24 protein-coding genes and 1 riboswitch are annotated in these 22955 nt (G+C 44.0%); of the genes, 10 read left to right on the top strand and 14 right to left on the bottom strand.

What is annotated here, in order from left to right; translation table 11 throughout:
* Positions 1-153: 153 nt before the first annotated feature.
* Together EXT48_RS15960 and EXT48_RS15955 are read right to left on the bottom strand one after the other, a co-directional pair.
* Positions 154-1056 (bottom strand): ketopantoate reductase family protein, encoded by a 903-nt coding sequence (locus tag EXT48_RS15960; RefSeq protein ID WP_069022800.1) that lies wholly within the window; start codon positions 1054-1056, stop codon positions 154-156.
* Positions 1049-1399, bottom strand: coding sequence for a VanZ family protein (locus EXT48_RS15955; RefSeq protein ID WP_236596531.1), 351 nt, complete (start codon positions 1397-1399; stop codon positions 1049-1051). The genes EXT48_RS15960 and EXT48_RS15955 overlap by 8 nt, the downstream gene beginning before the upstream one ends.
* A 152-nt stretch (positions 1400-1551) precedes the next feature.
* Between EXT48_RS15955 and EXT48_RS15950 the strand changes: the two genes are divergently transcribed.
* The 3 genes from EXT48_RS15950 (at position 1552) to EXT48_RS15935 (ending at position 5670) form a co-directional block, all read left to right on the top strand.
* The gene (locus tag EXT48_RS15950; RefSeq protein ID WP_010374237.1) at positions 1552-2034 is read left to right on the top strand and encodes a YajQ family cyclic di-GMP-binding protein; all 483 of its coding nucleotides are present in this window, start codon (positions 1552-1554) and stop codon (positions 2032-2034) included.
* Between the two features lie 89 nt (positions 2035-2123).
* Positions 2124-2370, top strand: a riboswitch (cobalamin riboswitch).
* Positions 2371-2404: 34 nt separating this feature from the next.
* Positions 2405-4267, top strand: coding sequence for a TonB-dependent receptor (locus EXT48_RS15945; protein ID WP_069022802.1), 1863 nt, complete (start codon positions 2405-2407; stop codon positions 4265-4267).
* Between the two features lie 425 nt (positions 4268-4692).
* The gene (locus EXT48_RS15935) at positions 4693-5670 is read left to right on the top strand and encodes a hypothetical protein (RefSeq protein ID WP_069021859.1); all 978 of its coding nucleotides are present in this window, start codon (positions 4693-4695) and stop codon (positions 5668-5670) included.
* Between the two features lie 69 nt (positions 5671-5739).
* Here the strand turns inward: EXT48_RS15935 and msrA are convergent, their stop codons facing one another.
* Genes msrA through EXT48_RS15920 form a run of 3 tightly spaced genes read right to left on the bottom strand, consistent with a single transcriptional unit; the run spans position 5740 to position 10430 of the window.
* Positions 5740-6276 (bottom strand): peptide-methionine (S)-S-oxide reductase MsrA, encoded by a 537-nt coding sequence (msrA, locus tag EXT48_RS15930; RefSeq protein WP_175401293.1) that lies wholly within the window; start codon positions 6274-6276, stop codon positions 5740-5742.
* Positions 6273-9371: an efflux RND transporter permease subunit gene (locus tag EXT48_RS15925; RefSeq protein ID WP_017218429.1), complete on the bottom strand. Its 3099-nt coding sequence runs from the start codon at positions 9369-9371 to the stop codon at positions 6273-6275. The genes msrA and EXT48_RS15925 overlap by 4 nt, the downstream gene beginning before the upstream one ends.
* 6 nt (positions 9372-9377) lie before the next feature.
* Entirely contained in the window at positions 9378-10430 is a 1053-nt protein-coding gene (locus tag EXT48_RS15920) for an efflux RND transporter periplasmic adaptor subunit (RefSeq protein WP_045990559.1), read from the bottom strand.
* A gap of 228 nt (positions 10431-10658) precedes the next feature.
* Between EXT48_RS15920 and EXT48_RS15915 the strand changes: the two genes are divergently transcribed.
* The 5 genes from EXT48_RS15915 (at position 10659) to EXT48_RS15895 (ending at position 14881) form a co-directional block, all read left to right on the top strand.
* Complete coding sequence (locus EXT48_RS15915) at positions 10659-11363, top strand: DUF2982 domain-containing protein (protein ID WP_017218431.1); 705 nt, start codon at positions 10659-10661, stop codon at positions 11361-11363.
* Between the two features lie 22 nt (positions 11364-11385).
* On the top strand, positions 11386-11718 hold the full coding sequence (locus EXT48_RS15910) for a hypothetical protein (RefSeq protein ID WP_010374229.1): 333 nt from the start codon (positions 11386-11388) through the stop codon (positions 11716-11718).
* A gap of 15 nt (positions 11719-11733) precedes the next feature.
* Positions 11734-13419 (top strand): DUF1566 domain-containing protein, encoded by a 1686-nt coding sequence (locus tag EXT48_RS15905; RefSeq protein ID WP_130165007.1) that lies wholly within the window; start codon positions 11734-11736, stop codon positions 13417-13419.
* A gap of 10 nt (positions 13420-13429) precedes the next feature.
* Entirely contained in the window at positions 13430-13933 is a 504-nt protein-coding gene (locus EXT48_RS15900; RefSeq protein ID WP_130165006.1) for a DUF1566 domain-containing protein, read from the top strand.
* Positions 13934-14110: 177 nt separating this feature from the next.
* Positions 14111-14881, top strand: a complete 771-nt coding sequence (locus EXT48_RS15895) for a YggN family protein (RefSeq protein WP_130165005.1) — start codon at positions 14111-14113, stop codon at positions 14879-14881.
* Here the strand turns inward: EXT48_RS15895 and EXT48_RS15890 are convergent.
* The 7 genes from EXT48_RS15890 to EXT48_RS15860 form a co-directional block, all read right to left on the bottom strand.
* Complete coding sequence (locus EXT48_RS15890) at positions 14876-15709, bottom strand: amidohydrolase (protein ID WP_130165004.1); 834 nt, start codon at positions 15707-15709, stop codon at positions 14876-14878. The two genes, EXT48_RS15895 and EXT48_RS15890, sit on opposite strands and share 6 nt — an antisense overlap.
* A gap of 14 nt (positions 15710-15723) precedes the next feature.
* Positions 15724-16452: an SDR family NAD(P)-dependent oxidoreductase gene (locus tag EXT48_RS15885; protein WP_130165013.1), complete on the bottom strand. Its 729-nt coding sequence runs from the start codon at positions 16450-16452 to the stop codon at positions 15724-15726.
* 2 nt (positions 16453-16454) lie between these two features.
* Entirely contained in the window at positions 16455-16943 is a 489-nt protein-coding gene (locus tag EXT48_RS15880) for a peptidylprolyl isomerase (RefSeq protein ID WP_010607145.1), read from the bottom strand.
* 101 nt (positions 16944-17044) lie between these two features.
* On the bottom strand, positions 17045-18541 hold the full coding sequence (locus EXT48_RS15875; RefSeq protein WP_240703394.1) for a LysM peptidoglycan-binding domain-containing protein: 1497 nt from the start codon (positions 18539-18541) through the stop codon (positions 17045-17047).
* A gap of 27 nt (positions 18542-18568) precedes the next feature.
* On the bottom strand, positions 18569-19549 hold the full coding sequence (locus EXT48_RS15870; protein WP_130165003.1) for a hypothetical protein: 981 nt from the start codon (positions 19547-19549) through the stop codon (positions 18569-18571).
* Positions 19549-19833 (bottom strand): cell division protein ZapA, encoded by a 285-nt coding sequence (locus tag EXT48_RS15865; protein ID WP_010607148.1) that lies wholly within the window; start codon positions 19831-19833, stop codon positions 19549-19551. The genes EXT48_RS15870 and EXT48_RS15865 overlap by 1 nt, the downstream gene beginning before the upstream one ends.
* On the bottom strand, positions 19833-20060 hold the full coding sequence (locus tag EXT48_RS15860; protein WP_045964864.1) for a hypothetical protein: 228 nt from the start codon (positions 20058-20060) through the stop codon (positions 19833-19835). The genes EXT48_RS15865 and EXT48_RS15860 overlap by 1 nt, the downstream gene beginning before the upstream one ends.
* Before the next feature lie 234 nt (positions 20061-20294).
* Here EXT48_RS15860 and EXT48_RS15855 point away from each other — a divergent pair, with 234 nt between their 5' ends.
* Both EXT48_RS15855 and EXT48_RS24040 read left to right on the top strand, forming a co-directional pair.
* Complete coding sequence (locus tag EXT48_RS15855) at positions 20295-21137, top strand: 23S rRNA (adenine(2030)-N(6))-methyltransferase RlmJ (protein WP_045964863.1); 843 nt, start codon at positions 20295-20297, stop codon at positions 21135-21137.
* Between the two features lie 137 nt (positions 21138-21274).
* Positions 21275-21475 (top strand): hypothetical protein, encoded by a 201-nt coding sequence (locus tag EXT48_RS24040; protein WP_130165002.1) that lies wholly within the window; start codon positions 21275-21277, stop codon positions 21473-21475.
* A gap of 11 nt (positions 21476-21486) precedes the next feature.
* On the opposite strand, the gene EXT48_RS15840 is transcribed toward EXT48_RS24040, so the two are convergent.
* Both EXT48_RS15840 and EXT48_RS15835 read right to left on the bottom strand, forming a co-directional pair.
* Positions 21487-22056, bottom strand: coding sequence for an alkylphosphonate utilization protein (locus EXT48_RS15840; RefSeq protein ID WP_130165001.1), 570 nt, complete (start codon positions 22054-22056; stop codon positions 21487-21489).
* Positions 22057-22163: 107 nt separating this feature from the next.
* A complete protein-coding gene (locus EXT48_RS15835) occupies positions 22164-22901 on the bottom strand; it encodes an ABC transporter substrate-binding protein (RefSeq protein ID WP_130165000.1) in 738 nt (245 codons plus the stop codon).
* Positions 22902-22955: the final 54 nt, after the last annotated feature.

Below are 22955 nucleotides of genomic sequence, written 5' to 3'. Positions count from 1 at the left end.
AGAAGGCACAAGGGCGCGAATACATCAAAGAGGCCGAGGTAGCACCTCATCAAGAGCCCGGATATAAGCACGCAATCACACTAATAATGCTAAAAGTGGCTTGTACAATTGGAGGAGTCCATATAAGGCGATTTACCCGCCGAGAAGTTAAGCCTATTGTCGCGCTAGCTGCCAGCGCTTATTCACTTCCTCAAGTAACTGTTGATTAAACGGTACATCAATATTTTGTTTTGCTGCTAGCTCGCAAATATAGCCGCACATAGCGTCAATTTCTGTGCGCCTGTTATTCGCGAGATCTTGATTCATTGAAGAGCGATTGTTTGCGGTTTGCGCCATTACAGTGTAAGCAAGCGTGACTAGCTCGCTAAGCGCTAAGGTTACGCCTGTACTTGCGGCCACAAGCTGTACTTCATTCATTAAATTAAGGATTTGGGCTGCGTATTTGGGCTGTCTTAACTGACCATTTTCGACTTGTTCCAATGCACTTAACGGGTTAATGGCAATATTAACCGCCAGCTTTTTCCAAAGCGTTGGCATGATATCAAACGTGGTTTGGGCATTTTCAAATGTGCTAAACAGTTGCGAGAATACGCGCTGGTAGTGGCATTCTGCGGGTGAATTTAACGGCCCAAACCAAGTTGCACCTTGTCCTGTATGGTGCACAGTGTCTGCGACTTTATAGCCAGCAATGGATGTGCTTAAGAAGTAGGCGGATTGTGTTTTTTCAAGCGCTGCTAACTCACCAGACCAATCTACCATGCCATTATGACTAAGGATTAGCGTGCCATTTTTTGAAAGTACAGGGCGGAGCGCTTGGAGTGCTTCGATGACCTGATATGCTTTAACGGGAATGATTAGCGTATCTATACTGTTGGCAGGGAGTTCTGCAAGTGTTTTGGTGCTGCATGGGATGGTTTGTTGAATACTTGCTGTTTGATAGCGATAAGTCGCCGCGCGTTTATTTCGAGTGATCAGCGTAATTTGATGAGATTGACTAAGGTGCTGGGCGAGCAGTAATCCTATCGCCCCTTCACCTAAAATATGTATGTTAGCCATGTTTTCTGTTGCGCCAACTTGCCCAAATATAAAATAGAACAAAATAACTGACCGCACCGGCTAAATCAGCCAAAAAGTCAGCGGTAGATGCTTGGCGATATGGTAATGAATGCTGCATCCACTCAATTCCTGCACCGTACAAGGACAGTAGCACTATGTGTGTCCATACCTTTACTTTAAAAGCATGGTGAGAGATAAACGCAAGCACAAAAAACACACCAAAATGTGCCACTTTATCGATATTTGGGAACAGCTTTGGAGACAAGCTAATTTCCTTTGCGAATAGCACCGTACATATAATTAAAGAGATAATCAAAAGAGCTTTATAAACGCGCCGTGTCACAATACATCCTACTTCTGTATGACTAAGCGAGCAGTATACCATCGAAAACTGTCCATTGGGTGAACATCCTAATACGCTGTTTAAAAACTTAAAGTAACTCAAATTAGGCATAAACTGCTATAATCGAGCCAAAATGACTTTAGGAGAGAAGCATGCCTTCATTTGATATTGTATCTGAAATTGATATGACAGAAGCAAAAAATACCGTAGACAACGCGGTTCGTGAGCTTGATACACGTTTTGATTTTCGTGGCGTAGATGCGTCAATCGAGCTAAGCGGTGAAATGATTAACCTCAAAGCGGAAGCAGAACAGCAAGTTATGCAATTGTTCGATATGCTAGTGGGTAAAGCGGCAAAGCGTGGCCTAGATGTGGCAAGCTTCGAGTTAAAAGACATTGAGCGCTCTGGCAAATACGTATCGCGTAAGGTGGCGTTAAAGCAAGGCATCGACAAAGAGATGGCGAAAAAACTGGTTAAGCTCATCAAAGACTCAAAAGTGAAAGTTCAAGCATCAATTCAAGGCGATACGGTGCGTGTAACGGGTAAAAAGCGTGACGATTTGCAAGAAACGATGCAACTGGTTCGTACCGGTGAGCTTGGCCAACCATTTCAATTCAAAAACTTCCGCGACTAATTACGCTTTACTTCATTCCAAAAGTGCATAGATTGCACTTTTGGATTTCTAGACGTCCATTGACAATCATTCCGAAACCCAAGACAATAGCCTCGCATTTTCAAGGTGCTGTACACAACCTAGTGTGGTTGCTAAGTGTATAGATAATCGGGAAACTGGTGCGAACACAAGGGAACATCTAATTGCGTTAATCAACAATAAATTGAATAAGACAGTTTATTGCACGTGATTAGCTTGGATCGGTTCTATGCCAGCGCTGCCCCCGCAACGGTAGAGTGAACTGCTAATCTGCAGGTTTACTGAGCCCGGAGACCGGCCTTGAAACAGTCACTTTGTGTTCTTGTACGGTGGGTACAAGTTAGGGGAAACCATGTTAAATAAAACTGCTCTAAGCGCGGCGATAGCGACGGCGCTCTCTTTTTCAGCGTTTGCTGATCAAAATGTTGAACATATCACTGTTACTGCCAATAAATTTGAACAATCTCTAGAAAGCACACTGTCTGCCATTACGGTTATAGGTCGTGCTGAAATTGAAAAAAGCAATGTTCAAGATGTCGTATCGCTACTCGATAATGTCGCAGGTATTCAAGCGGTTAGAAACGGTGGCTTCGGCCAAAGCGTGAGTTTATTCCTACGCGGTAATGATGCTAAGCATACGCTAGTGTTAATTGATGGGGTTCGAGTGACGGATGCAAACTCCGGTGACAATTCGCTTACTAATTTACCACTTAATAGCATCGAAAGGATTGAGATCATTCGTGGTGCCAAAGCTGCGATTTATGGTTCAGATGCCATTGCTGGCGTGATTAATATTATTAGTCGCGAAGGGAATAACAATACTATCGCGCTTACGACTGGGAGTAACAATTACTCCAAGACCGAAGCAACGGTAAATTACAAAAAAGATAAGTTTAGTATTGCAGCTAATGCGGGTTACACTCATACCGATGGCTATGATGTGATAGAGAAAGACCCTGAAGCTGCAATCACAAAAAACCATGACCGTGATGGATATTATAACGGTAATGCCGGTTTAAATGTGCAGTATGGTGATGAAGAAAGTGGCATTTTTAGCTTACGTTCACAGTACAGTGAAGGAGAGGGGGAGTATGACTCTTTTGGTAGTGATGCTTACCGTTTCCATAACTACACCAATAAGTTGGCGTGGAAAAGACGTACTGACAAGTTTAGCCAAAGTGCGTCATACAGCTTAGGTAAGGAACAAAACGTTCAAATCGGTAATAGTGCTGACGATAACGCTTATGTCACCAAACGCAGCCAATTTGAATATCAGTCGCAATATAGTTTAACTGAAGCTTTGATCTTCACGGGTAACTTTACCTTTCTAAATGAAGATGTTGGTGATTCTACCGCCTCTTTTTCAGAGCCTGAGCGTGATAACTTATCTTTAGCACTAGGTGGGTTTTACAACGATGAAAATTGGCTGGCAGAGGTTGTACTGAGAACGGATGATTATGATTTTCATGGTCGTGCAAACACCTACACGGTTGCTGTAGGTAAGCAACTCATGGATGGCCTGAGTGTTAAGTTGAATCATGGTACTGCCTTTAGAGCACCTTCTTTATCACAGGCGTTTGTGATTGATAGTCCTTACTATCTGCCTAACCCGAATATTAAGCCTGAAGAAGCCACTAATAACGAAATTATTGTCACATGGAGCGGCGAGAACTTCCGTGTGGAAGCTGCGGTATACGATAACCGTATTACCGATAAAATCGTTTATCAGCAAAATGATAAATGGAAATACGTCCCTTACAATGTTCAGCGCGCTGACTTTGAAGGTGCTGATCTTTCTGTTGAAATTGAAGACAACTTTGGTATCGAGCATACAGTAAATGCGAGCTATGTGAGTGCTAAAGACGCTGATACCGATAAGCAATTACAGCGCAGAGCGAGACGTACCTTAACTTATTCAGTCAGTAAAGAGTGGGAAAATGTTGACGCAACACTGACCTTAGTCCATAGAGGTAATCGCGACGATAAAGTATGGGGAGCTGAAGGTGCATATACAGTGACTTTACCGTCATATACGCTGTTTAACTTAGCTGCTAACTATACGTTTTTCGACGGATTCAAGTTAAATGGCCGAATTGAAAACTTAACCGATAAGCGTTATTTCAATGCCACAGCGGGCGAAGCAAAAGATGGCTCTTTACTGGGCTATAAGCCACTAGGTAGACAAGCCTACGTTGGTGTGAGCTACAGCTTCTAATGCGTTAACTGCTTTTCAATACCCAGAGTGATCCATCATGAGTAATGGATCACTTTTCTTATTTATCATTTAGGGCCTGTTGACCTTTGCTGTTTGATTTTTGTTCTTCTGAGTGTGTTTTGATCGCGACGCTCGACTTGCCGCCTAGTAATCTAGGCAAAAGTTGAGCAACAATGAACAAAGCGCACTCAGGTGAACCCAAAGGGCAGCGCTTGACTGGCATTTCTACTGTGTTATCACCTGACTTACATAGAATAACTATGCTACGCAGGCTCTGCCTTGTATAAATACCAGTCAAACTGCTGCAAAAACAAACTTGAAAGATCAACAGGCCCTAGTTGCATTACATTTGTAACTGGTGTTCTGCCTTACATGTGGTTGATAATAGCTTTGATTTGTATTATTACTACCTTAAGGAAAAGAACATGAAGTCACTATTATTTGGGTTACTCACGCTTGGGATTGTCACATCAGCACAAGCCTCACAGCCTGAAAGCCAGCTTGAACCTCAATTTTCAACACAATCAATGACGGGCGATTTCGCTTGGTTTAACGCGCCATCGCAAACCTGTAGTCGGATCCGCAGCATGATGTACTATCGTCATCCTGGCAACGATCACCTAACGCCTATATCTGTGCCTGTGATTTATACCGGTGGAGAGTGTTGGTCTACTGGCAGGACAACATCTAGCCAAGGTCCAAAGGAAATGTATACGCAGGTTTCAGATATCATTCATCAGCAATTTTCGAATGTGGAACATAACTACAAAGAGTTGACGACCGATATCGTCAATAATATTGCCGCACAATCTAGCTCAAATAAAGTAAGCCACACGACTAGTCTCTACGGCACTATGCATATGAAAATCGCAGGTAGAGTCGATGCACAAAATAAAGTACCGGTGTTGATCGATGGCTTCGATTTGAAGTCTTACGCTAAGTTTCGTAAGAAGCAGCTTGGGATGAATATTTATATCCATGTCTATATTAACAACGAAAATGTCACCATCAAAGGTAAGTATGATGTACGTACCCAGCAGCTTGAGTTAGATCCTTTAATTTCTAGCTTTAAGCCTGTGGTGACGACAAAAGTAGAGTTGCCGTGGATCCTCGATTTGATAGATACTTTGACTCCAGGGATTTTTGACAAGCTTTATACAGAATTTAGCCGTATTGTGATTGATGTGTTTGAATTCTTGGGTGTGGATATGAGCGAAGATATTCCGCAGGTCATTAAACACAACGCCCAGTTAATCAATTCAGGTGTTGTTCCGCTTAAAGGCTTAGATACCTTAAGACCTGGTGATACTGCGAATTTAGAAATGGAAGTAATGCGTGGGCATTTGCGGATTAAAGATGGCCGCACTAGTTTTTATGTATTTGCTATACCTATGTTGCCGTAAGCCGTAAGCCGTAAGCCGTAAGCCGTAAGCCATAAGCCGAACGCAATCTATTGCGTTCGGCACACAAGTTTAGTGCTTTAAATTTGTCGCAAAATGGCTTTCAAACTTTGCAATTTTAGGGGCAATCATCACACTGCAATAGCCTTGGTTTGGGTTTTCAGTGTAATAATCTTGGTGATAGTGCTCAGCAGGATAAAATTCAGGCGCTGGGCTAACTTCAGTCACTATTTTTTCACTTAACTGGCTTTGAAGCTGCGCAATACAATCTTGAGTTTGTTGCTGTTGCTGCTGGTCATGATAAAACACCACACTGCGGTACTGAGTACCAATGTCGTTACCTTGGCGGTTCAACTGCGTTGGGTCATGCAGAGTAAAAAACATAGTAAGCAAAGTATCAAAGCTGACAATATCGGCATCAAATTGGAGTTGGACTACCTCAGCATGGCCACTGTCTCCCCGACATATCATTTGATAGGTGGGATTATCTGTGTGGCCACCTGTGTAACCTGACTGCACTGACTCAACGCCATTGACGCGGCGAAATGCCGCATCAATACACCAAAAACAACCACCACCAAAAGTTGCGGTTTGTAAATTTGCCATTATACCTCCTGCTCAGGATGTTGTTTCGACTGCTCCTCAAGACGTTTTGTCGTCTCTTCTGGAGATTGCGTCTTCTTAGCTAGTAAAGTATAGGCGGTTGGGATAACAAACAAGGTTAAAATGGTGGCAACACTGACACCGGCAAAAATCACGACACCGATCACCATGCGGCTTTCGAACCCAGGACCTGTTGCAAACACAAGAGGGATGGAGCTCATTACGGTCGTTAGCGAGGTCATAATAATAGGTCGTAATCGCTGCGCTGCAGCATCAACAATGGCTTGTTCGAAGGCAATGCCTTTGTCACGCAATTGGTTAGCAAATTCCACGATTAAGATACCGTTTTTGGCGCTAAGGCCAATCAACATGACAATACCAATTTGGCTATAAATGTTGAGCGTGCTGTCGGTGATAAACAATCCATACATTGCACCAACTAAACCCAGCGGTACGGTGAGCATGATAACCAGTGGATGGACAAAGCTTTCAAACTGTGCGGCTAATACCAAGAACGTAACGGTGAGCGCCAGAATAAACACATAGGTCATCGCTGATGCACCTTCATAAAACAGCTGTGACTCGCCTTTGTAGTCGATGGCGCCGTCGATATCATTCTCTTCGGCGGCAACTTTATTTAAAAAGTCGAGCGCTTGCTCCAGTGTATAGTCGCCAGCGAGGTTTGCCGTGATAGTGATTGCGCGCATACGGTTGTAGCGGTTTAATCGAGAAGCTGTGGCTTCTTCTTTTATGGTGATCAAACTGTCTAATGGCACGAGCTCATCGCTACGAGATTTCACATAAATATCAGAAATATTATCTGGGGCAGAGAAGTCGGCTTTGGTGCCTTTTAAGATCACATCGTATTCTTCACCGCGGTCAATAAAGGTGGTAACACGACGTTGTCCCAGCATGGTTTCTAGCGTTTGGCCGATGGCACTTACCGACACGCCTAAATCTGCGGCTTTGGTTTTATCAATGCTTATCAAAAACTGTGGGAAGGTTTCTTTGTAATCGTGATCGAGACGAACCAGTCCTTTATTTTCTCGTGCGCGTTCTAGAATGCGATCGCGCCATGCAGCTAACTCATCGTAGTCGTTACCTTGCAGTACAAACTCAATGGGACGTGAGTTACCGCCGCCGCCAATACCACGGCGCATAATAGCAAAGGCGCGAATATCTGTAACGTCTTGCATTTTACCGCTGATCTCATCCATGACTTCCCAAGTAGAGCGTTTTCGCTCATCCCAGTCTGGCATGCCGATAATAGCAACACCGCCTTGACCACCCCAACCAGGCACCCGAATAAGCACGCGGCTAAGTTCCTCTGAGTCTACATAAGGTAGTAGGCGCTCTTCAATTTTTGCCATATTTTGCGAGTTGTTTTCGTAGCTTGCCCCTTCTGGGCCATTCATCATAACGAAGAAAGTACCGCGGTCTTCTTTTGGTGTCAGTTCAGACGGGATCTGTTTAAACAGGCTATAGCTGGTAAAACCCGCCAGTGCCAACATCACAATCAGGCTATATTTGCGCGATAAGTTGTCTTGTAAAACTCGGCGATACCCTTGTTCTAGTCGTCCAAATTGACGGTCCATCCACTGACTAAAGCGGTTTTCTTTATTGCTGGGCTTTAATACTTTGGAGCAAAGGGCAGGAGACAAGGTCAACGCGGTAATACTGGAAAACAGCACCGCAGCACTTACTGCAAAGGCAAACTCGGTAAATAGGGCGCCAATACGACCATCCATAAAGACTAAGGGAATAAACACGGCAACCAAAACCAGCGTTGTCGCAATGATGGCAAAGCCTACTTCTCGCGCGCCACGGTAGGCTGCCAGTAACTTGGGTTCGCCAAGCTCGATGCGGCGGTAGATATTTTCTAGCATTACAATGGCGTCATCGACCACAAGGCCGATGGCAAGCACAAGTGCAAGCAGCGTCAGCAAGTTGATAGAATACCCCATGGCCAGTAAGAACATAAAGGTTGCAACTAAGGCTACCGGCACGGTAACAGCAGGGATCAGCGTAGCGCGGATATTGCCAAGGAAGATGTAGATAACGAGTACTACCAACGCCATGGCAATCGCAAGTGTGCTGTATACTTCAGCAATGGACTCACGGATAAAAATAGAAGAATCGTAGCTGTCTTCTATGGTGGTGCCTTGAGGCAGGTTGCGTTTTATTTTTTCAAGCTCTTTACGAGCGTTGTCGACCACTTCTAGCGTATTGGCTTTGGCTTGCTTAACAACACCAAGGCCAATCATATTTTTACCATTACCACGGAAGGTACTTTCGTCGTCAGCGGCTTCAAGTACCACCTGCGCGACTTCACCAAGTCGCACCAAATAACCTTGTTCACCGCGCTTAATCACCAGATTGTCAAAGTCTTCTTGAGTCTTATAGCTTCTGGCAATACGAACAGAAAAATCACGGTCAACGGATTCAATTTCGCCAGCGGGTAATTCTACGTTTTCTCTGCGTAGCACTTGTTCAATATCACTGCTTGTGACTCCACGAGCGGCCATCGCCTTTCGGTCTAGCCAAATTTTCATGGCGTATTGACGCTCACCGCCAATGCGTACATTTGATACGCCATCAACAACTGCCAGACGGTCAACGATAAAGCGCTGGGCGTAGTCTGAAAGCTGCAAGGTATCCATGGTTTCGCTATTGAGTACAAACCAAGCGATAGGGCTTTCATCGCTGTTTGATTTCGATACTTCAGGCGGCCTAACTTGTTCTGGTAGTCTATCCAGCGCACGAGAAACGCGCTCACGTACATCATTTGCAGCAGCGTCGATATCACGATCGATATTAAATTCGATAGTGATATTGGAGCTACCGTTGCGGCTACTAGAATTTATGCTTTTGATCCCTTCGATCCCCGAAATCCGGTTTTCTAGTACTTGGGTGATCTTGGTTTCTACTACTTCCGCTGATGCGCCTGTGTAGTTAGTGCTTACACTGACTATTGGAGTTTCAATATCAGGGTATTCGCGCAGCGGTAACATAGTAAATGCCACTAAGCCAAAGGTCAGCAGCAGTAAGTTAATGACGATCGCGAAGATCGGGCGCTTTACCGCCGTATCAGTGATTCTCACGTCGCCTTACCCCTTTACTTCGACTTTTGAGCCTGAGCGGATCTTCAAGGTGCCTTCCGTGATCACTTGTTGCCCTTCTGTAAGCCCTTCATCGATAGCAACCCAGCCGCTAAAGCGAGTTTGCAGGTGTACTTCGCGTTGTTGCGCTTTACCTTGGTCGTCAATGACAAATACAAAATGTTTGTCTTGTCTTGGAATGATGCTTTTTTCTGGCACCACAAGGGCTTGTAATCGAGCTAGTTCAAGTCCCATATGTAGTAGCATACCTGGGCGAAGTTTATGGTCTAGATTGGTGAAGCTCGCTGTCACTCGTACCGAGCGCGTTTGTTCATTAATACGCGGGTCAATATGGGAGACCTTACCGGTAAATAGTTGCTCTGGGTAAGCTTCGCTTTGTGCATTCACTTGCATACCAAGCTGTAGTTGCGCTAGGTATTTTTCTGGTACCTGAAAATCCACTTTAATGATGCTAATGTCATCGAGTGTGGTGATCACTGTATTGTTGTTTACGAAGCTACCAATGGAGACATTTCGAGTACCCAGTAATCCATCGAATGGCGCATAAATGGTCATCTCGGCGAGTTTTGTTTTAGTGGCTTCCAATTGTGCCGTTAAGGTGTCTACCTTTGCTGATTGTGCTTCTAGTTGAGAGCGAGCCGCCGATTGAGTTTTTGCTAGGTCTTTAAGGCGGTTTAGTTGTCTAATTTCTTCTTTTAGCGTCACTTTCAGCGCTTCGATATCGAGTTTCTCTTCGGCATCACGCAACTGGACTAGCTTATCGCCTTGTTTTACTACGTCTCCGTCATCGAAATATAGGGCTGCCACGTAGTCGCTTTGGGCGCTACTCACGTTGATTGCTTGATTTGCTCTAGCGGAACCAATAGAGTGAACAGCAATAATACGTTCTTCTTTGGCTACAGTATGAGCTTGAACGGAGGTTACGGGTGCCGAGTTGCCACTCATCTTGCCTTCCGAGGCTGGTAAATATAAATAGCCGCTGATAACGACTAGCACTACAATGATAAAAGGAAACAGTGCTTTTCCTGATTGATGACGCATAAAAGTGACCCAGATTATAATTTGTCTCTAGTTTACAAAATTAAAGGCTAACAAAGTCTACGGCATATCCTGTAAATTTGTGCATTAAACGAAAATGTAATTCAATTTAAGTGTTTGTACCTAAATTAAATATTATGAAACACAGTCATTCATGTAAACGATGCATCACAATACGTAAATTAGTCGCATGGGCGATCATCATGTATATCTTTTATGTCTGGTATACCCATGCTTGAAGCAAAACTACGTGCAACCGCTGATCGCAATGGCGTTGAATTTATGCTGGTTGGTGCAATTGGATTGGTTGTTATCATGCTTTTTGTCAACTTGCGTGGTACAGCTATTACTATTGTAGAAATATTTCTTGCCAGCGCCATGTTAGTGGCTATTTTTGTTGGCTTTCTTAAAAGTCAGCAACCATATTTTAGTTTATACTTTACAGAACAAGAGTTTAGGTATGTGCATAAATATGGAGCTTGGCCGCTATCCATTGTAAACTTCCACTCCAGCGGCATTCCCAAAGTTCAACAAGGTGTTGAAACACTTGAGTTAAATGCAGTTGGTATTAAACTTAATGATATTGATGCGTTTTTATTAAATTTAACACCTCGACTTGCGGGTAAATTATTGATCGAACAGCGGCATATTTTTTTACAAGCTGTTAAAATGCATTGCGAAAATGGCAACTGCCCATCTGAATGGTTGATAGAAGAAACCGTTTTTCGCTCCAAGGCGGGAAAAGAATATACTGGTTTAATGGCAATGTTTGCAAACCGGATGGATAATTTAAAGACAGTGACGGGATATGATTTATTGATCCCCGCGACTGCCTTAGACAGGGATATTTGGCAATTTTCAGTCATGTTAAACCGCTGGAAACTTAACCCTAAAGAGGTGGTAAAAGCATTGTTAGAAGAACAAACCACCTACTGAAGATGTAACAGGATACACCAATATGAGCTTAGAAACGGCCTATATTAAAAGTGGGCGTAATACCATTATTCACAAAGAGAAGAAGTTAGATCTTGTGATTGTAAATGGTGAAGCACACCCAAAAATCAAGGTGACTGCAAATGGTTTAGTGCCTTTTAAGGAAGACTTACCTAGAAATCGAAGAGAAGCTAAAGAGCGTTATTTAGAGGTCGTCCACGTTTCGAGTATTGATGTATTTGGTGAAGTAAAGCGGTTGTTGTTTATTCAGGCTTTAGACGGCCGAGAATATAAAATAGATTACAGTAAAATTGGCACTAAGTTGTTCGTGCGAATACATCAAGAGAGTTATCTATAATTCATAAGGAATAATATGAATGCATTCAAGGGAAGTTGGGTTGTACTTGCGCTAATATTAACGGGTTGTGGCGGAGGCTCTGGGAGTGATGAACCGAGTCAAGTCAGCGCATCGGTTAACGCGGGTGCTGATGTCCAAGTAACTGAAAAAACAGAAGTCACCTTGAATGCACAAGCATCACCTGCAGGTGGTACTTTTAACTGGCAAGTAATCTCTGGTGCAAACGTCAGTGAATTTCCAATCACGGAGCAACAAGCCGCTTTTGTTGCGCCGGATATCAAAGCCGATGTTAATTTACTTATTCAGGTTGATTATGTTGCGCCTGATGGCAGTCTTGCAAGCGACCAAGTGACGGTTGCTATCAAATCTAACAATCAATTACCTATACCAAGTATCAGCCAAACTGCACCGGAAACATTACCAGCCAAATATAAAGATACTATAGTCCTCAGTGGCGCAGGCTCCTCCGATCCAGACGAAAATGGCCAAGTGGTTGCTTATCAGTGGCAGCAGATAAGTGGTCCCACAACAATACAGCCAACGGGCTTGAATACAGCTACTTTATCTTTTGTTCATCCATTATTGGCTACCTCTCAGGCGTCAATCTGGCAGTTGACCGTTACCGATGATGAAGGCGGACAAGCCAGTACCCAGTTTACCCTCGGGCTACTTGCGAATTCGGATGTGGTAGTGGCAGATGCTGGGAGCGACCAGCAAGTCCAAGAGTTTGATGAAGTCACGCTTGATGGTTCAAACAGTGATACTGTATCTGGTCAGAAACAGTGTGTGTGGCGGCAAGTGACGTCCGGCACTCAGGTAGCATTAAGTTCTACTACTGGGTGTTCAACAACCTTTAATGCTCTCGATCAAAATATTTTGTCGCAAGTGGAATTTGAGCTCACCGTTACTGACTCACAAAACCGTTCTGCTACCGACACCGTGCGCATTGATATCGAGAAAAAGCCGTTAGGTAAGCTAAACGATAGTGGCCAAACTGCGTGTTTTAACAATACGGATGTGATCACCTGCAGTATGACGCAGTTTACTGCTCAAGATGCGCAGCGTGGGCGTGATAATTTTGCCACTCAGGTGGCGAAAGAAGGCAGTGGTCGAGCAGGTTTTGACTTTACCAAATTAAATCGCTTTGCGGATGAATTGCCTGATGACGCTACTGACTTTGCTTGCGTTCGTGATAACGTCACAGGACTGATTTGGGAAGTAAAAGAAGCAAGTTCGGGTACATTACCAAATACTTCTTCTCGCAACGCACAAAATAGTTATACCTGGTATGTTGAGGTAGACGGAGCAATTGCTGAGGGGAGTGTGCAGGCCGCCGCAAATACAACCTGCCCGCAGGATAGTCACTGTGGTATTCAAGCTTTGATTGATGAGGTGAATAATCCTGCCGTTGGAGAGCAAAGTTACTGTGGTGGTAACAATTGGCGCTTACCAACTTATATGGAACTACTCGGACTACTAGATTACGGCAGTGCAAGTAGTGCGGTGATAGATGAAGCGCTTTTCCCTAACTTACCTAGCACGACCACACTTGGACATCGTTATTTCTGGACCTTGCAGTCGAGTTTAGATGGTACCGGTGGCACGCTGAGAAGAGCTTATGTTATCGACATGGATACGGGCAATGATTTTGCAGTAGAAAAGTCTAGCAGCGCATTTGTTAGGTTGGTAAGGAACCCTTAGGGAGCGTGGTATGAAAATTATTGCAACTATACTATTTACTTTGTCATTCACGGCTGTTTGCCAAGCGCAAACTTGCGTTGGTACCGGCTCCAATACCAGCCGCTATACGATAAACAGCAATGGTACTGTGCTTGATAGCCAAACGGGATTAATGTGGCAGCGCTGCAACTTTGGGCAAAGTTACAACGCAACTGCTCAAAGCTGTGAAGACAATGCTCAGCAACTTACTTGGCAGCAAGCATTGGTGGTTGCCGACGAAGACAAGTTTGCAGGGTTTACAGATTGGCAAGTGCCTAACGTTAAAGAACTAGCCAGTATTGTGTATCACGAGTGTGTGACTCCAGCAGTAAACATAACGGTATTTCCAACGACCAAAAGTAATAATTATTGGTCGGCAACGACCCAAACGAACCAACCTCAGTTTGCTTGGGTATATCAGTTTGCTGATGGTAAAAATAATCCAACCATTAAAACTGCGGATGCCTTTGTCAGGTTAGTGAGATACTATCAATAGCTGTTATTCGTGGTATTGCTACTGCCTTTGATGCTAACGGGGATGGATCTCTAATATTGCCAGTCAGACATAGCTTGTTACTTTCATCCGTCTAAAATGGCTTTGGGATTGTTTGATCTTTTGGTACTCTCCTGAAGCACCCCTTTCCCGTCTTACGTTCTGCACACAGGAGGCCATATGAATCGATTACTCAACGCGATAGCCTTGTCTTGTGCGGTATTGACGGCTTCTGTACATGCAAAAAATAAGTGCGATGTTGAACTTGGGCATGGTCTTATTATCACTGACAACGAAATTCGTATCGTTGATGATGGTCAGACTCGAATTCAAATCAACAACGATAGCCAGCTTTTTATTCTAGGCCGCTGGATTGAGTTAGATCAGGAAGGGGAGAAAGTTGTGCGCGAGTATTCTTTAGGAATACGGGATACAGTTCCTGAGCTGGTTAATCTGGCGACCGATGGCGTCAACCTTGGATTGAGTGCGATTGAGCAGGTGGTTGAGGGAATGTCCGACAAAGAACCTGAAGTGCTCAAAACGCAGTTGCAATACGTTGAACGTGCGCTGATGGATAAGTTTAAGCGTGGAGATGATTTCTTTTTTATCGCACCACAGTCACTTTCTAAAATTGATGATTTCTTTACTAAAGAGATCAGCCAAAAAATTCACTCTGCTGTTCATGGTTCGTTGGGCTCTATTTTAGTCTCTTTGGGGGATGCGTTTAAATCTCGCGAAGGGAATATCGAAGATCGCATTAACGATATGGGACAACGCATGGAGATTATTTCGAAAGAGATAGATAAATCGCTGCAGAAAAAGGCCCATCAATTAGAAGAAAAAGCGGCAGAATACTGCGAGTGCTTAAACACCTTAGATCAAACGGAAGAAAAACTACAGCGCATAGTACCTGAGCTAGTTGCTTACGATCTCGTCCAGATCCGCTCATAATCCATAGCAACTTTTGGCATTGTCTCGGCTGAGTTTATGCCAAGTTGACGATATACCTATCACGTCTAAATAATCTTGCCATATTTGCCAATAGCTTTTTTGCATAAGAGAAACCGGGTAATTTGAACCTAGCATTAGGCTCTCTTCTCCCACATGTGTGATTAAGTGAGTAAGCCACTCAGAGAGTGTGAGTGGGTTTGCTAACATTTCGTGGCCAGAGCACTTGATCATGACATTATTAAGCGCTCCAATGCGCCTTAATATATCTGTACAAGGGCTAGTGGCGTCAATAAACCCTGCATGGTTAAATACGATTTTAAGGTCAGCTTTTTGTTCTGCAAGTTGTAATAAAAGGTCGACTTTTTCGCTTTGTTTAAATTCTAATTGCGCCTCAAAATGTAGTCCATGCTCGGCAAGACAGGTGAGATTTTCGAGCACGAAAGGCGCGGATAAACGTTGGCTGTCACTGCCTTCGGTGATGTCTCTTATCGCCACTAGGTGAGGATGTGCTAAATGCGCTATGGCTGCGCTAAATTGCTCAGGCGTCGCGTTGATGGGGGCGTAACCGACGGCTTTAAAAGGAAAGCTGCCCAGTTCCTGATTTAACCAATGTAATTCGTTGATGGGATTTTGATTATCAAAACCGGCTTCCACATGCACTAAGGCTTCGAGTGTAAACTGTGAATGTTGGGGAAGACTTGTAAGGGTATGGTTCTGTCTTATTTTTTCCAGATTAGGCCAAGCGGGTGGGTTGTGCTTGAGCCAAGAATATTGTCCCAACGCTAAATCGAAAAAGTGTAGGTGGCTATCAATAACTCTCAGACTCATCACGCATTCCTTTTTTACTGTGCGGTATAACCGCCATCAATGCTTTGTAGGCTACCTGTGATAAAACTCGCATCCTCACTTAGCAAGAAAGCAACCAGCGCTGCAACCTCTTGCGGCTGCCCTAATCTACCCAACGGCTGTAACTGGGCTTCTTCTGCAACGATTTCTGCTTTATCAGCGCCGCTGCGTGCGCAGTAACTATCAATGGCATGATGGAATAATGGAGTTTCAATTGTGCCAGGGCACACTGCATTCGCGCGAATGTTAAATTTGGCGTAATCCAATGCTGTGGTTTTCGCCATCGAAGCAAGCGCACATTTAGACAGGTTGTAAGCGAAGGAGTTAGGTTTACCAATAATGGCCTGATCCGAAGACATCAATACGATGCTACCGCTACCTTGTGATTTCATGCTTGGTAATACGGCTTGGATGGCAGCGTAAGCGCCTTTCACATTCAATGCAAAAAGGGCGTCAAATGTGGCTTCGTCGGTATCTTCTATTGTTGCACTCAGATGTTTCCCTGCGTTTGAAACGAGCGCATCTATTTTCCCTGTTTCTGCGATTATATCTGCAATTGTTGCTTTTACATCGGCGACTTTACTGACGTCACAATGGCGAAAAATCCCTTGTTCACTGGGCTGAATATCGAGGTTATAAACGGTGTATTGTTGCGATAGCAGCTTGTTGACAATGGCGGCGCCAATGCCAAAGCTGCCACCGGTAACGATGGCAACTTGGTTCATCATTAGTGTCCGCAGCCGCCAGCAGCGTGTACGTGACCGTGTGAAATTTCTTCTGCAGTTGCTTCGCGTACAGAAAGGATCTCAACATCAAACGTTAGCGTTTTGCCTGCGAATGGGTGGTTTAAGTCGCAGTCCGCATTAAAGCGTCCTACTTTTACTACCTTAACCTGATGACGACCTTGGTTTGAATCGACAATAGCAGTCATGCCTGGCTTCCAAACTTTGCTGTCACCAAGACCTTGAAGGTGCTTAATAGGAATGCGCTGTACTAGACCTTCTTGATATTCGCCATAAGCTTGCTCAGGCGTTAAGGTTACCGTAAAGCTATCGCCACCGGTTTTACCTTCAAGTTCACTTTCAAGACCTGGTAGCATGCCTTCAGTACCGTGCAGGTAGTTTAGTGGCTCGCCTTCTTTGCTTGATTCGATTTGGCTGTCACCTTCGTGAAGTGTGTAGTGAAACTCTACCACTGTGTTCTTTGCAATTTGCATAAGTAAACCTTAAATAAATAGTATTCGGTGACGCCATTTAGCATCCACCTGTAAAGCGTGTAGTTTACGTGAGTGCGCTTCTCGGACGCAAGTCTATCCCTTTAATTTGGGCTCTCACCTTGCTTTGGCTTGCCATGGCGCAGTATTGATTGGAGCGCTTCAATGCTAGAGATTGAGGAACTAGCTGGTTGAGTCTTATTGCTTTTTGGTGCAGCAGGAGCCGGTAAAAACACCATTAACACTTTGCCCGGTTTTAATAGACTCTGTGCCGTGAGTGAATTCCAATTTAATAAATCTTTTACCGCGACCTTGTAGTGACGGCTGATGGTCCACAATGACTCGCCTTGTTTTATGGTGTGGTGATGTTCCACTTGCGGAATGGGCTTGGCTTTTATTTCTTGAATATAAGGGCTTACGTCATAGTCGACGAGTAAGTCTAACTGCTCATTACTCTCGGAAACGAGTAGCTTTTCGCCCACTCGGATCAAATCAGAGTGCTTATTGTTTAGCGCTTTTAGTGCACTAACACTCATCCCCGCATTTAACGCGATGCGGTAGAGTGTGTCGTTGGCTTTGACGGTGTAGCCTTGGCTGAAGTTTTCCCTGAAAAATGCACTTTTCAACAATGCTTGCTCGGATAATGGTAATAACACTTTGTGCGGACCGTTTGGAGAGCTTCTATGTTTTAAGATCCCTTGATTGAGTGCGTATAGTTGACGCTTTTTGATACCACTGAGTTTAGCCAGTTGATTGACGTCAAATTGCTGTCCAATATCAAGTATCGACGTAGTGGCCTTGTTGGGCAAACTTGGTATCTTAAAACCCTTGGGTGAGGTTTTTAGTAAGTGGCTGAGCGCTAAAAGTTTGGGCACGTAGTCTGCGGTTTCTTTTGGTAATGTTAAGTGCCAAAAGTGGGTCGACTTTCCTGCTTTTTTATTTTTTGCGATGGCCTTTTTGACACGCCCTTCACCACTATTGTAAGCCGCAAGTGCGTGTAGCCAGTCGCCATCAAAGCGTTCATGCAAATACAGTAAATAATCAAGCGCGGCGTCGGTCGATGCTAACACATCCTGTCGACCGTCATACCATTCGTCTTTCTTGATGCCGAAATGGTAGGCAGTGGCGTCCACTAGTTGCCAAACTCCAACAGCATTTTGTTGTGATTTGGCCTTTGGTCTAAAGTCACTTTCGACAAAAGGAAGTAATGCGATTTCAATAGGAAGACCTTTGCGCTCTACCTTTTTTACTACGTGATAAATGTAGGGGGCGGCGCGCTTATTTACCACATTGAGATAATTAGGCTGTGATAAATACCATTTTATGCGCTTATCAAGCCTTGGGTGAGATGCAGTATTAAAACTGAGCTTTTGGCGTATGTGTTGCCATAAATCATCGTCTCTGAGGGGAGCTTTAACGGTAGTGATTTTGGGGAGTTCTACCTCAACGATAGCGGGAGACGTGACTGGCTTTTCTACGGGCACTTGAGTGAGAGCCGACAAAATGGCTTGCCTGCTCACCTGTGGACTGCTGCTGCTTTTACATCCAGCGAGTACGGCTAATAGTATTAACCCACTCAGTTGTATTAATACTCTGTTCATCCTTTAACTATACCGAGAGGTTAAGTTTTATTCAAAATTTCTTTGCTGTTGAAAGTGCTGCCACTGCAATAACGCGCGTTGCTGCATGTGTTTATCTGGATATAAAATACTTATTTTTTCAACCACTTGCTGAGTATCTTGTAACGCTAATAAAGCCAAAAATTGTGCTGGAGTGGTCAGCATTTCAGAACGGTAGGGTTTTCCTGTTGCTGGTAATATCCAATTGAGTGCATAGCGATTAAAGTGGGTAATCGCTTGCTGCCACTGTGTAGTATGCGGTAAATGTGCAAGTGGGATCTGATCCACGCTATAACCTGCTATCAAGCCTTGATATTTTGGCAGATAAACACTGATGTCATGACCACTAAAGCCCGTGATTTGAGTAAGCTCAACCACTACACCTCCTAGCTCCACGGTTTTAGGCGCGTTATCAATGGCTTTACTCGATGGCGCTTGTGTGGCGAGCTTGGACCACGTTGCAATCCTACTTTTTGCCAGTGCAAGTTTGGTTTGCCACTTCGGCCGTTCACTTGGCTCTAGAGACGCGATACGATTTTCACTAAGCATGACGCTTTGGTTAAAAAGCTCAAGCTGTGAGTGAAAGGCCCTCGTCAATGCGTTGGCTGATGTTGCCGTTGGACTTAGCCATTGTAAATTTGGATAAGCATGCTTGAGTAGCACTATGCTGGTGTCTTGTTTGATATCGGCATGCAAAGAGATTACGTAACAAAGCGGAACGGTGAGGCGTTTTTCTAATTCGTGGATCAAGGCTTCTGTGGTGACAAGATCGCCATGTATGGATGCCAACAGTGCACACTGTTTGCCAATAACTAAAGCTTGATTGGGCTGTAAAGCGCTATCTTTTCCTTGGATAAAATAAACCGCGTCATTGACTTTATGGAACTGATTAGCATTGGCGGCGGTACTTTTAAAACTCGCCGCCAATAGAATGATAGCCCAAATTAGAGAGATGCTACGTAAGATAGGGTTGCTCCAGTATGTCGGCATTATTCGCCTGCTGGCAGCACTAACTTGTCGATGAGCGTGGAAACGAACTCTGCGTCTTGCTGTTGCTTTGCTTCCAATGCTTGTAAATCATGACAAAGGTGTAGGGCTGCGAGTAACAACGCATTGTGATCATTGCGAACGGTTGAGCGTTTACGCATTTCTTCTACACGTCGGTCTAAAAGCGCTACGGCGTTATGCAGCGCTTCTTCTTGATCTGGCGCACATGCAAATTGATGTGACTTGCCAAGTAACGTCACTGTTACTTGGTTATTCTGCTCAGACATTAGCTAGCCTGTTGAGTTTGCAACTTATCAAGTAGGCCAGACAAAGATGAACTAAACTCTTTTTGCTTTTCTTCGCTTTCTAGCATTTCAAGCTGTAGGGTTTCATTTTCATCGATGAGTTTTTGATTTTGTTCTTTCAGTGCCGAAACTTCCGTTTTTAACTGGTTATTTTGGCTCAAAAGTTGGTCAATCAACTGGTCGAGTTTTTGGAGATCTTGGTTATTCATTAATGCGCTCATGTGACTGTGATTTGTCATGCAAATGTAAAACAAAGCGGCTAAGGATGCTAGTGTTTACGCGACTTTCTGCTGATTTTTCTCAACTTTTAAGAGATAATGCCGATATTGGAATATTTTGTTCAGAAGTGATTCAGTCTAAAGTTAAAAATTGATGAATCATTGCTCAAATTTAGCTCAGGTTTATTTCACCTGTGTTGTTATTATTTTTATCAAGGCGGGGTTATGCTCAGTTACCGACATTCTTTTCATGCAGGAAACCCTGCCGATGTGATCAAACATTTAGTATTGGCAGAAGCTCTGTCATACATGGCTAAAAAAGATAAGCCATACGATTACGTGGATACGCACTCTGGCGCTGGTTTTTTTGAGCTGGCGAGTAGTGATGCGCAAAAAACTCAGGAGTATCTTCAAGGCATCGCTAAGCTGTGGAACTATTCAGGATCCGTGTCGGCAATTAGCGACTATGTGGCACTAATCAAGTCTTTTAACGAAGGCGATAAATTAAGCCATTATCCCGGTTCTCCTAAGGTAGCGGAGCACTTTTTACGTCGTCAGGATAACGGCTGGTTTTTTGAGCTACACCCAAAAGATCTTGAGCTGTTACAGCAAAATACGGCACATAAAAAGTCACTGCGCGTCACTGGGAGTGATGGTTTTAAAGGGCTGTTAGGATTGGTGCCTCCAGCTTCACGCAGAGCTTGCGTGCTGATGGATCCTCCATATGAAATCAAATCCGATTATGATGTTGCGGTTAAAAGCATCATAAAAGCGCACAAGAAGTTTGATTCCGGCGTGTATATGATCTGGTACCCCGTTGTTGACCGTGAACGCATTGATGCCATGGAGTCGAGCTTGATTGAATCTGGAGTGCGTAATATTCAAGTGTTTGAACTTGCCACCCGGGCAGATACCCAAGAACGAGGCATGACGGCTTCTGGTATGATGGTGATCAATCCGCCTTGGACCTTAAAGAAAACCATGGATGAAGTGTTGCCTGAGCTGGTTTCGTTATTGGCAGAAGATGATGGTGCGTTTTATCGCAGTATTCAATTAGTAGAAGAATAGTAAAAATAAACTGCTAAGCTATCTCGGGCCTGTTTACCTTTCAAGTTTGTTTTTGCAGCAGTTTGATTGGTATTTGTACAAGGCAGAGCCTGCGTAGCATAGTTATTCTATGTGAGTCAGGCGAGAACACAGTAGAAATGCTAATCAAGCGCTGTCCTTTGGGTTCACCTGAGTGCGCTTTGTTCATTGTTGCTCAACTTTTGCCTAGATTACTAGGTGGCAAGTCGAGCGTCGCGACCAAAACACACTCAGGAGAACAAAAATCAAACAGCAAAGATCAACAGGCCCTAGTCGATAAGGTATTGAAGATACTTAGCAGTTTATCTTGGGGCGTGTGAGCTTGCCCTAGTTACTTCTTAACAAACTTCGTTAAAATAACGATGTTTTGACCTTCTACACGGCCTTCAATATGCTCTGGGTTTGAAGGCGAAAGGCGAATGTTACGTACCGCAGTGCCGCGTTTTGCAACTAGGCTACTACCTTTAACATCCAAGTCTTTAATCAAGGTCACCGTGTCACCTGCGCTTAACTTCACCCCGTTACTGTCTAAGTGGACAAGGTCGTCATCCTCTGCAAGTGCTTGGTCAGCCCACGCTCGAGTCTCATCTTCTAGATACAGCATGTCTAATGCATCTTGAGCCCAACCATTATCTGATGCGAGGCGCTTAAGCATACGGTAGGCTACAACCTGAACGGCAGGAACTTGGCTCCACATACTATCGTTTAAACAGTGCCAATGGTTGGCTTCTAAATCCTGTTGACCTTCAACCTGTGGTTTACACTGGCTACAAAGATAAACACATTTGTCAGAATGCGCCTCGGCGACTGGTGGTACTTCGTATACTTCGAGGCCATCCGTTGAGGTACATAGCTCACATTGATTGTTACTGCGCTCAGCAAGCGCGGCAGCGATAGTCATAATGATTTCCCAAGCTGTAAAAGCGCCATTATACCAAATGCGTCAATTGATGCTCAATTTATAGGAAGAATTTATGCGTATAACTTGATCTATGTTCAGAGCAGAGGTTATCTGCCACCTTTTGCGTGTATAGGTAGTTGGGAAATATACTGCTGTTCTATTTTTTCGATTTCCCCAGAGTGTTTAAGTTGTGCGATAGCTTGATTTATCCGCTCAAGTAATCCTCGATGCTTAGCTAACAGGCGTAGCTGCAACATCCCTTCTGAATGTAGTTGGTTGAAGCTAAATGCAATACCAAGTTGTTCTGACCAGTATAATGCGGGTAAATCACCAATGATAATATGTTCAATTCGGCGCAAATTTAGGGCCTGTAGTAATTCTTTTTCGGATGCGAAATCAACCCGCTCGAATAGTTGGTCATCATGGTAGTAGTAGCCTCTCACTGTACCAACTTCGATACCCGATAGGGTTAATACAGGTGGTTGAGACTGACGAGTAACAACGTACTCTTTAATAGGAAGGATAGGGTCTGAATAGATAAATCTATCATCTTGCTTTTGCTGTTCGTTCAACCAATCTGGACTGATGATATCAAAATCAATTTGCTGCTTTTCTAGATAAAAGTTTGTGCGCTTTGCTGGGAGCAGCAAGTTTTCACCTTTGATCTTTGCTTTTACTAAAATGGCTTCCACCATTTCGGGCAGGATCCCAGGTGCATCTTCACTGTGAGTAAAATAAGGGTAAAAGCTTCCCGAACCACTTAAACTGTACTTTAAGTAGGGGACTTGTTCTGCCTTAGTCAAACCGGCAAAGGCAAATAACCAGACGATCAAAACTTGCTTCATGTACTCATCTTAGCTTAACTTTTCTTAGGCAGGCAAGCGACTGGCATTCTGTGA

The organism is Pseudoalteromonas sp. CO348 (assembly GCF_004208845.1).
Lineage (GTDB): Bacteria > Pseudomonadota > Gammaproteobacteria > Enterobacterales > Alteromonadaceae > Pseudoalteromonas > Pseudoalteromonas maricaloris.
This window is presented reverse-complemented; position numbering and strand designations above follow the sequence as displayed.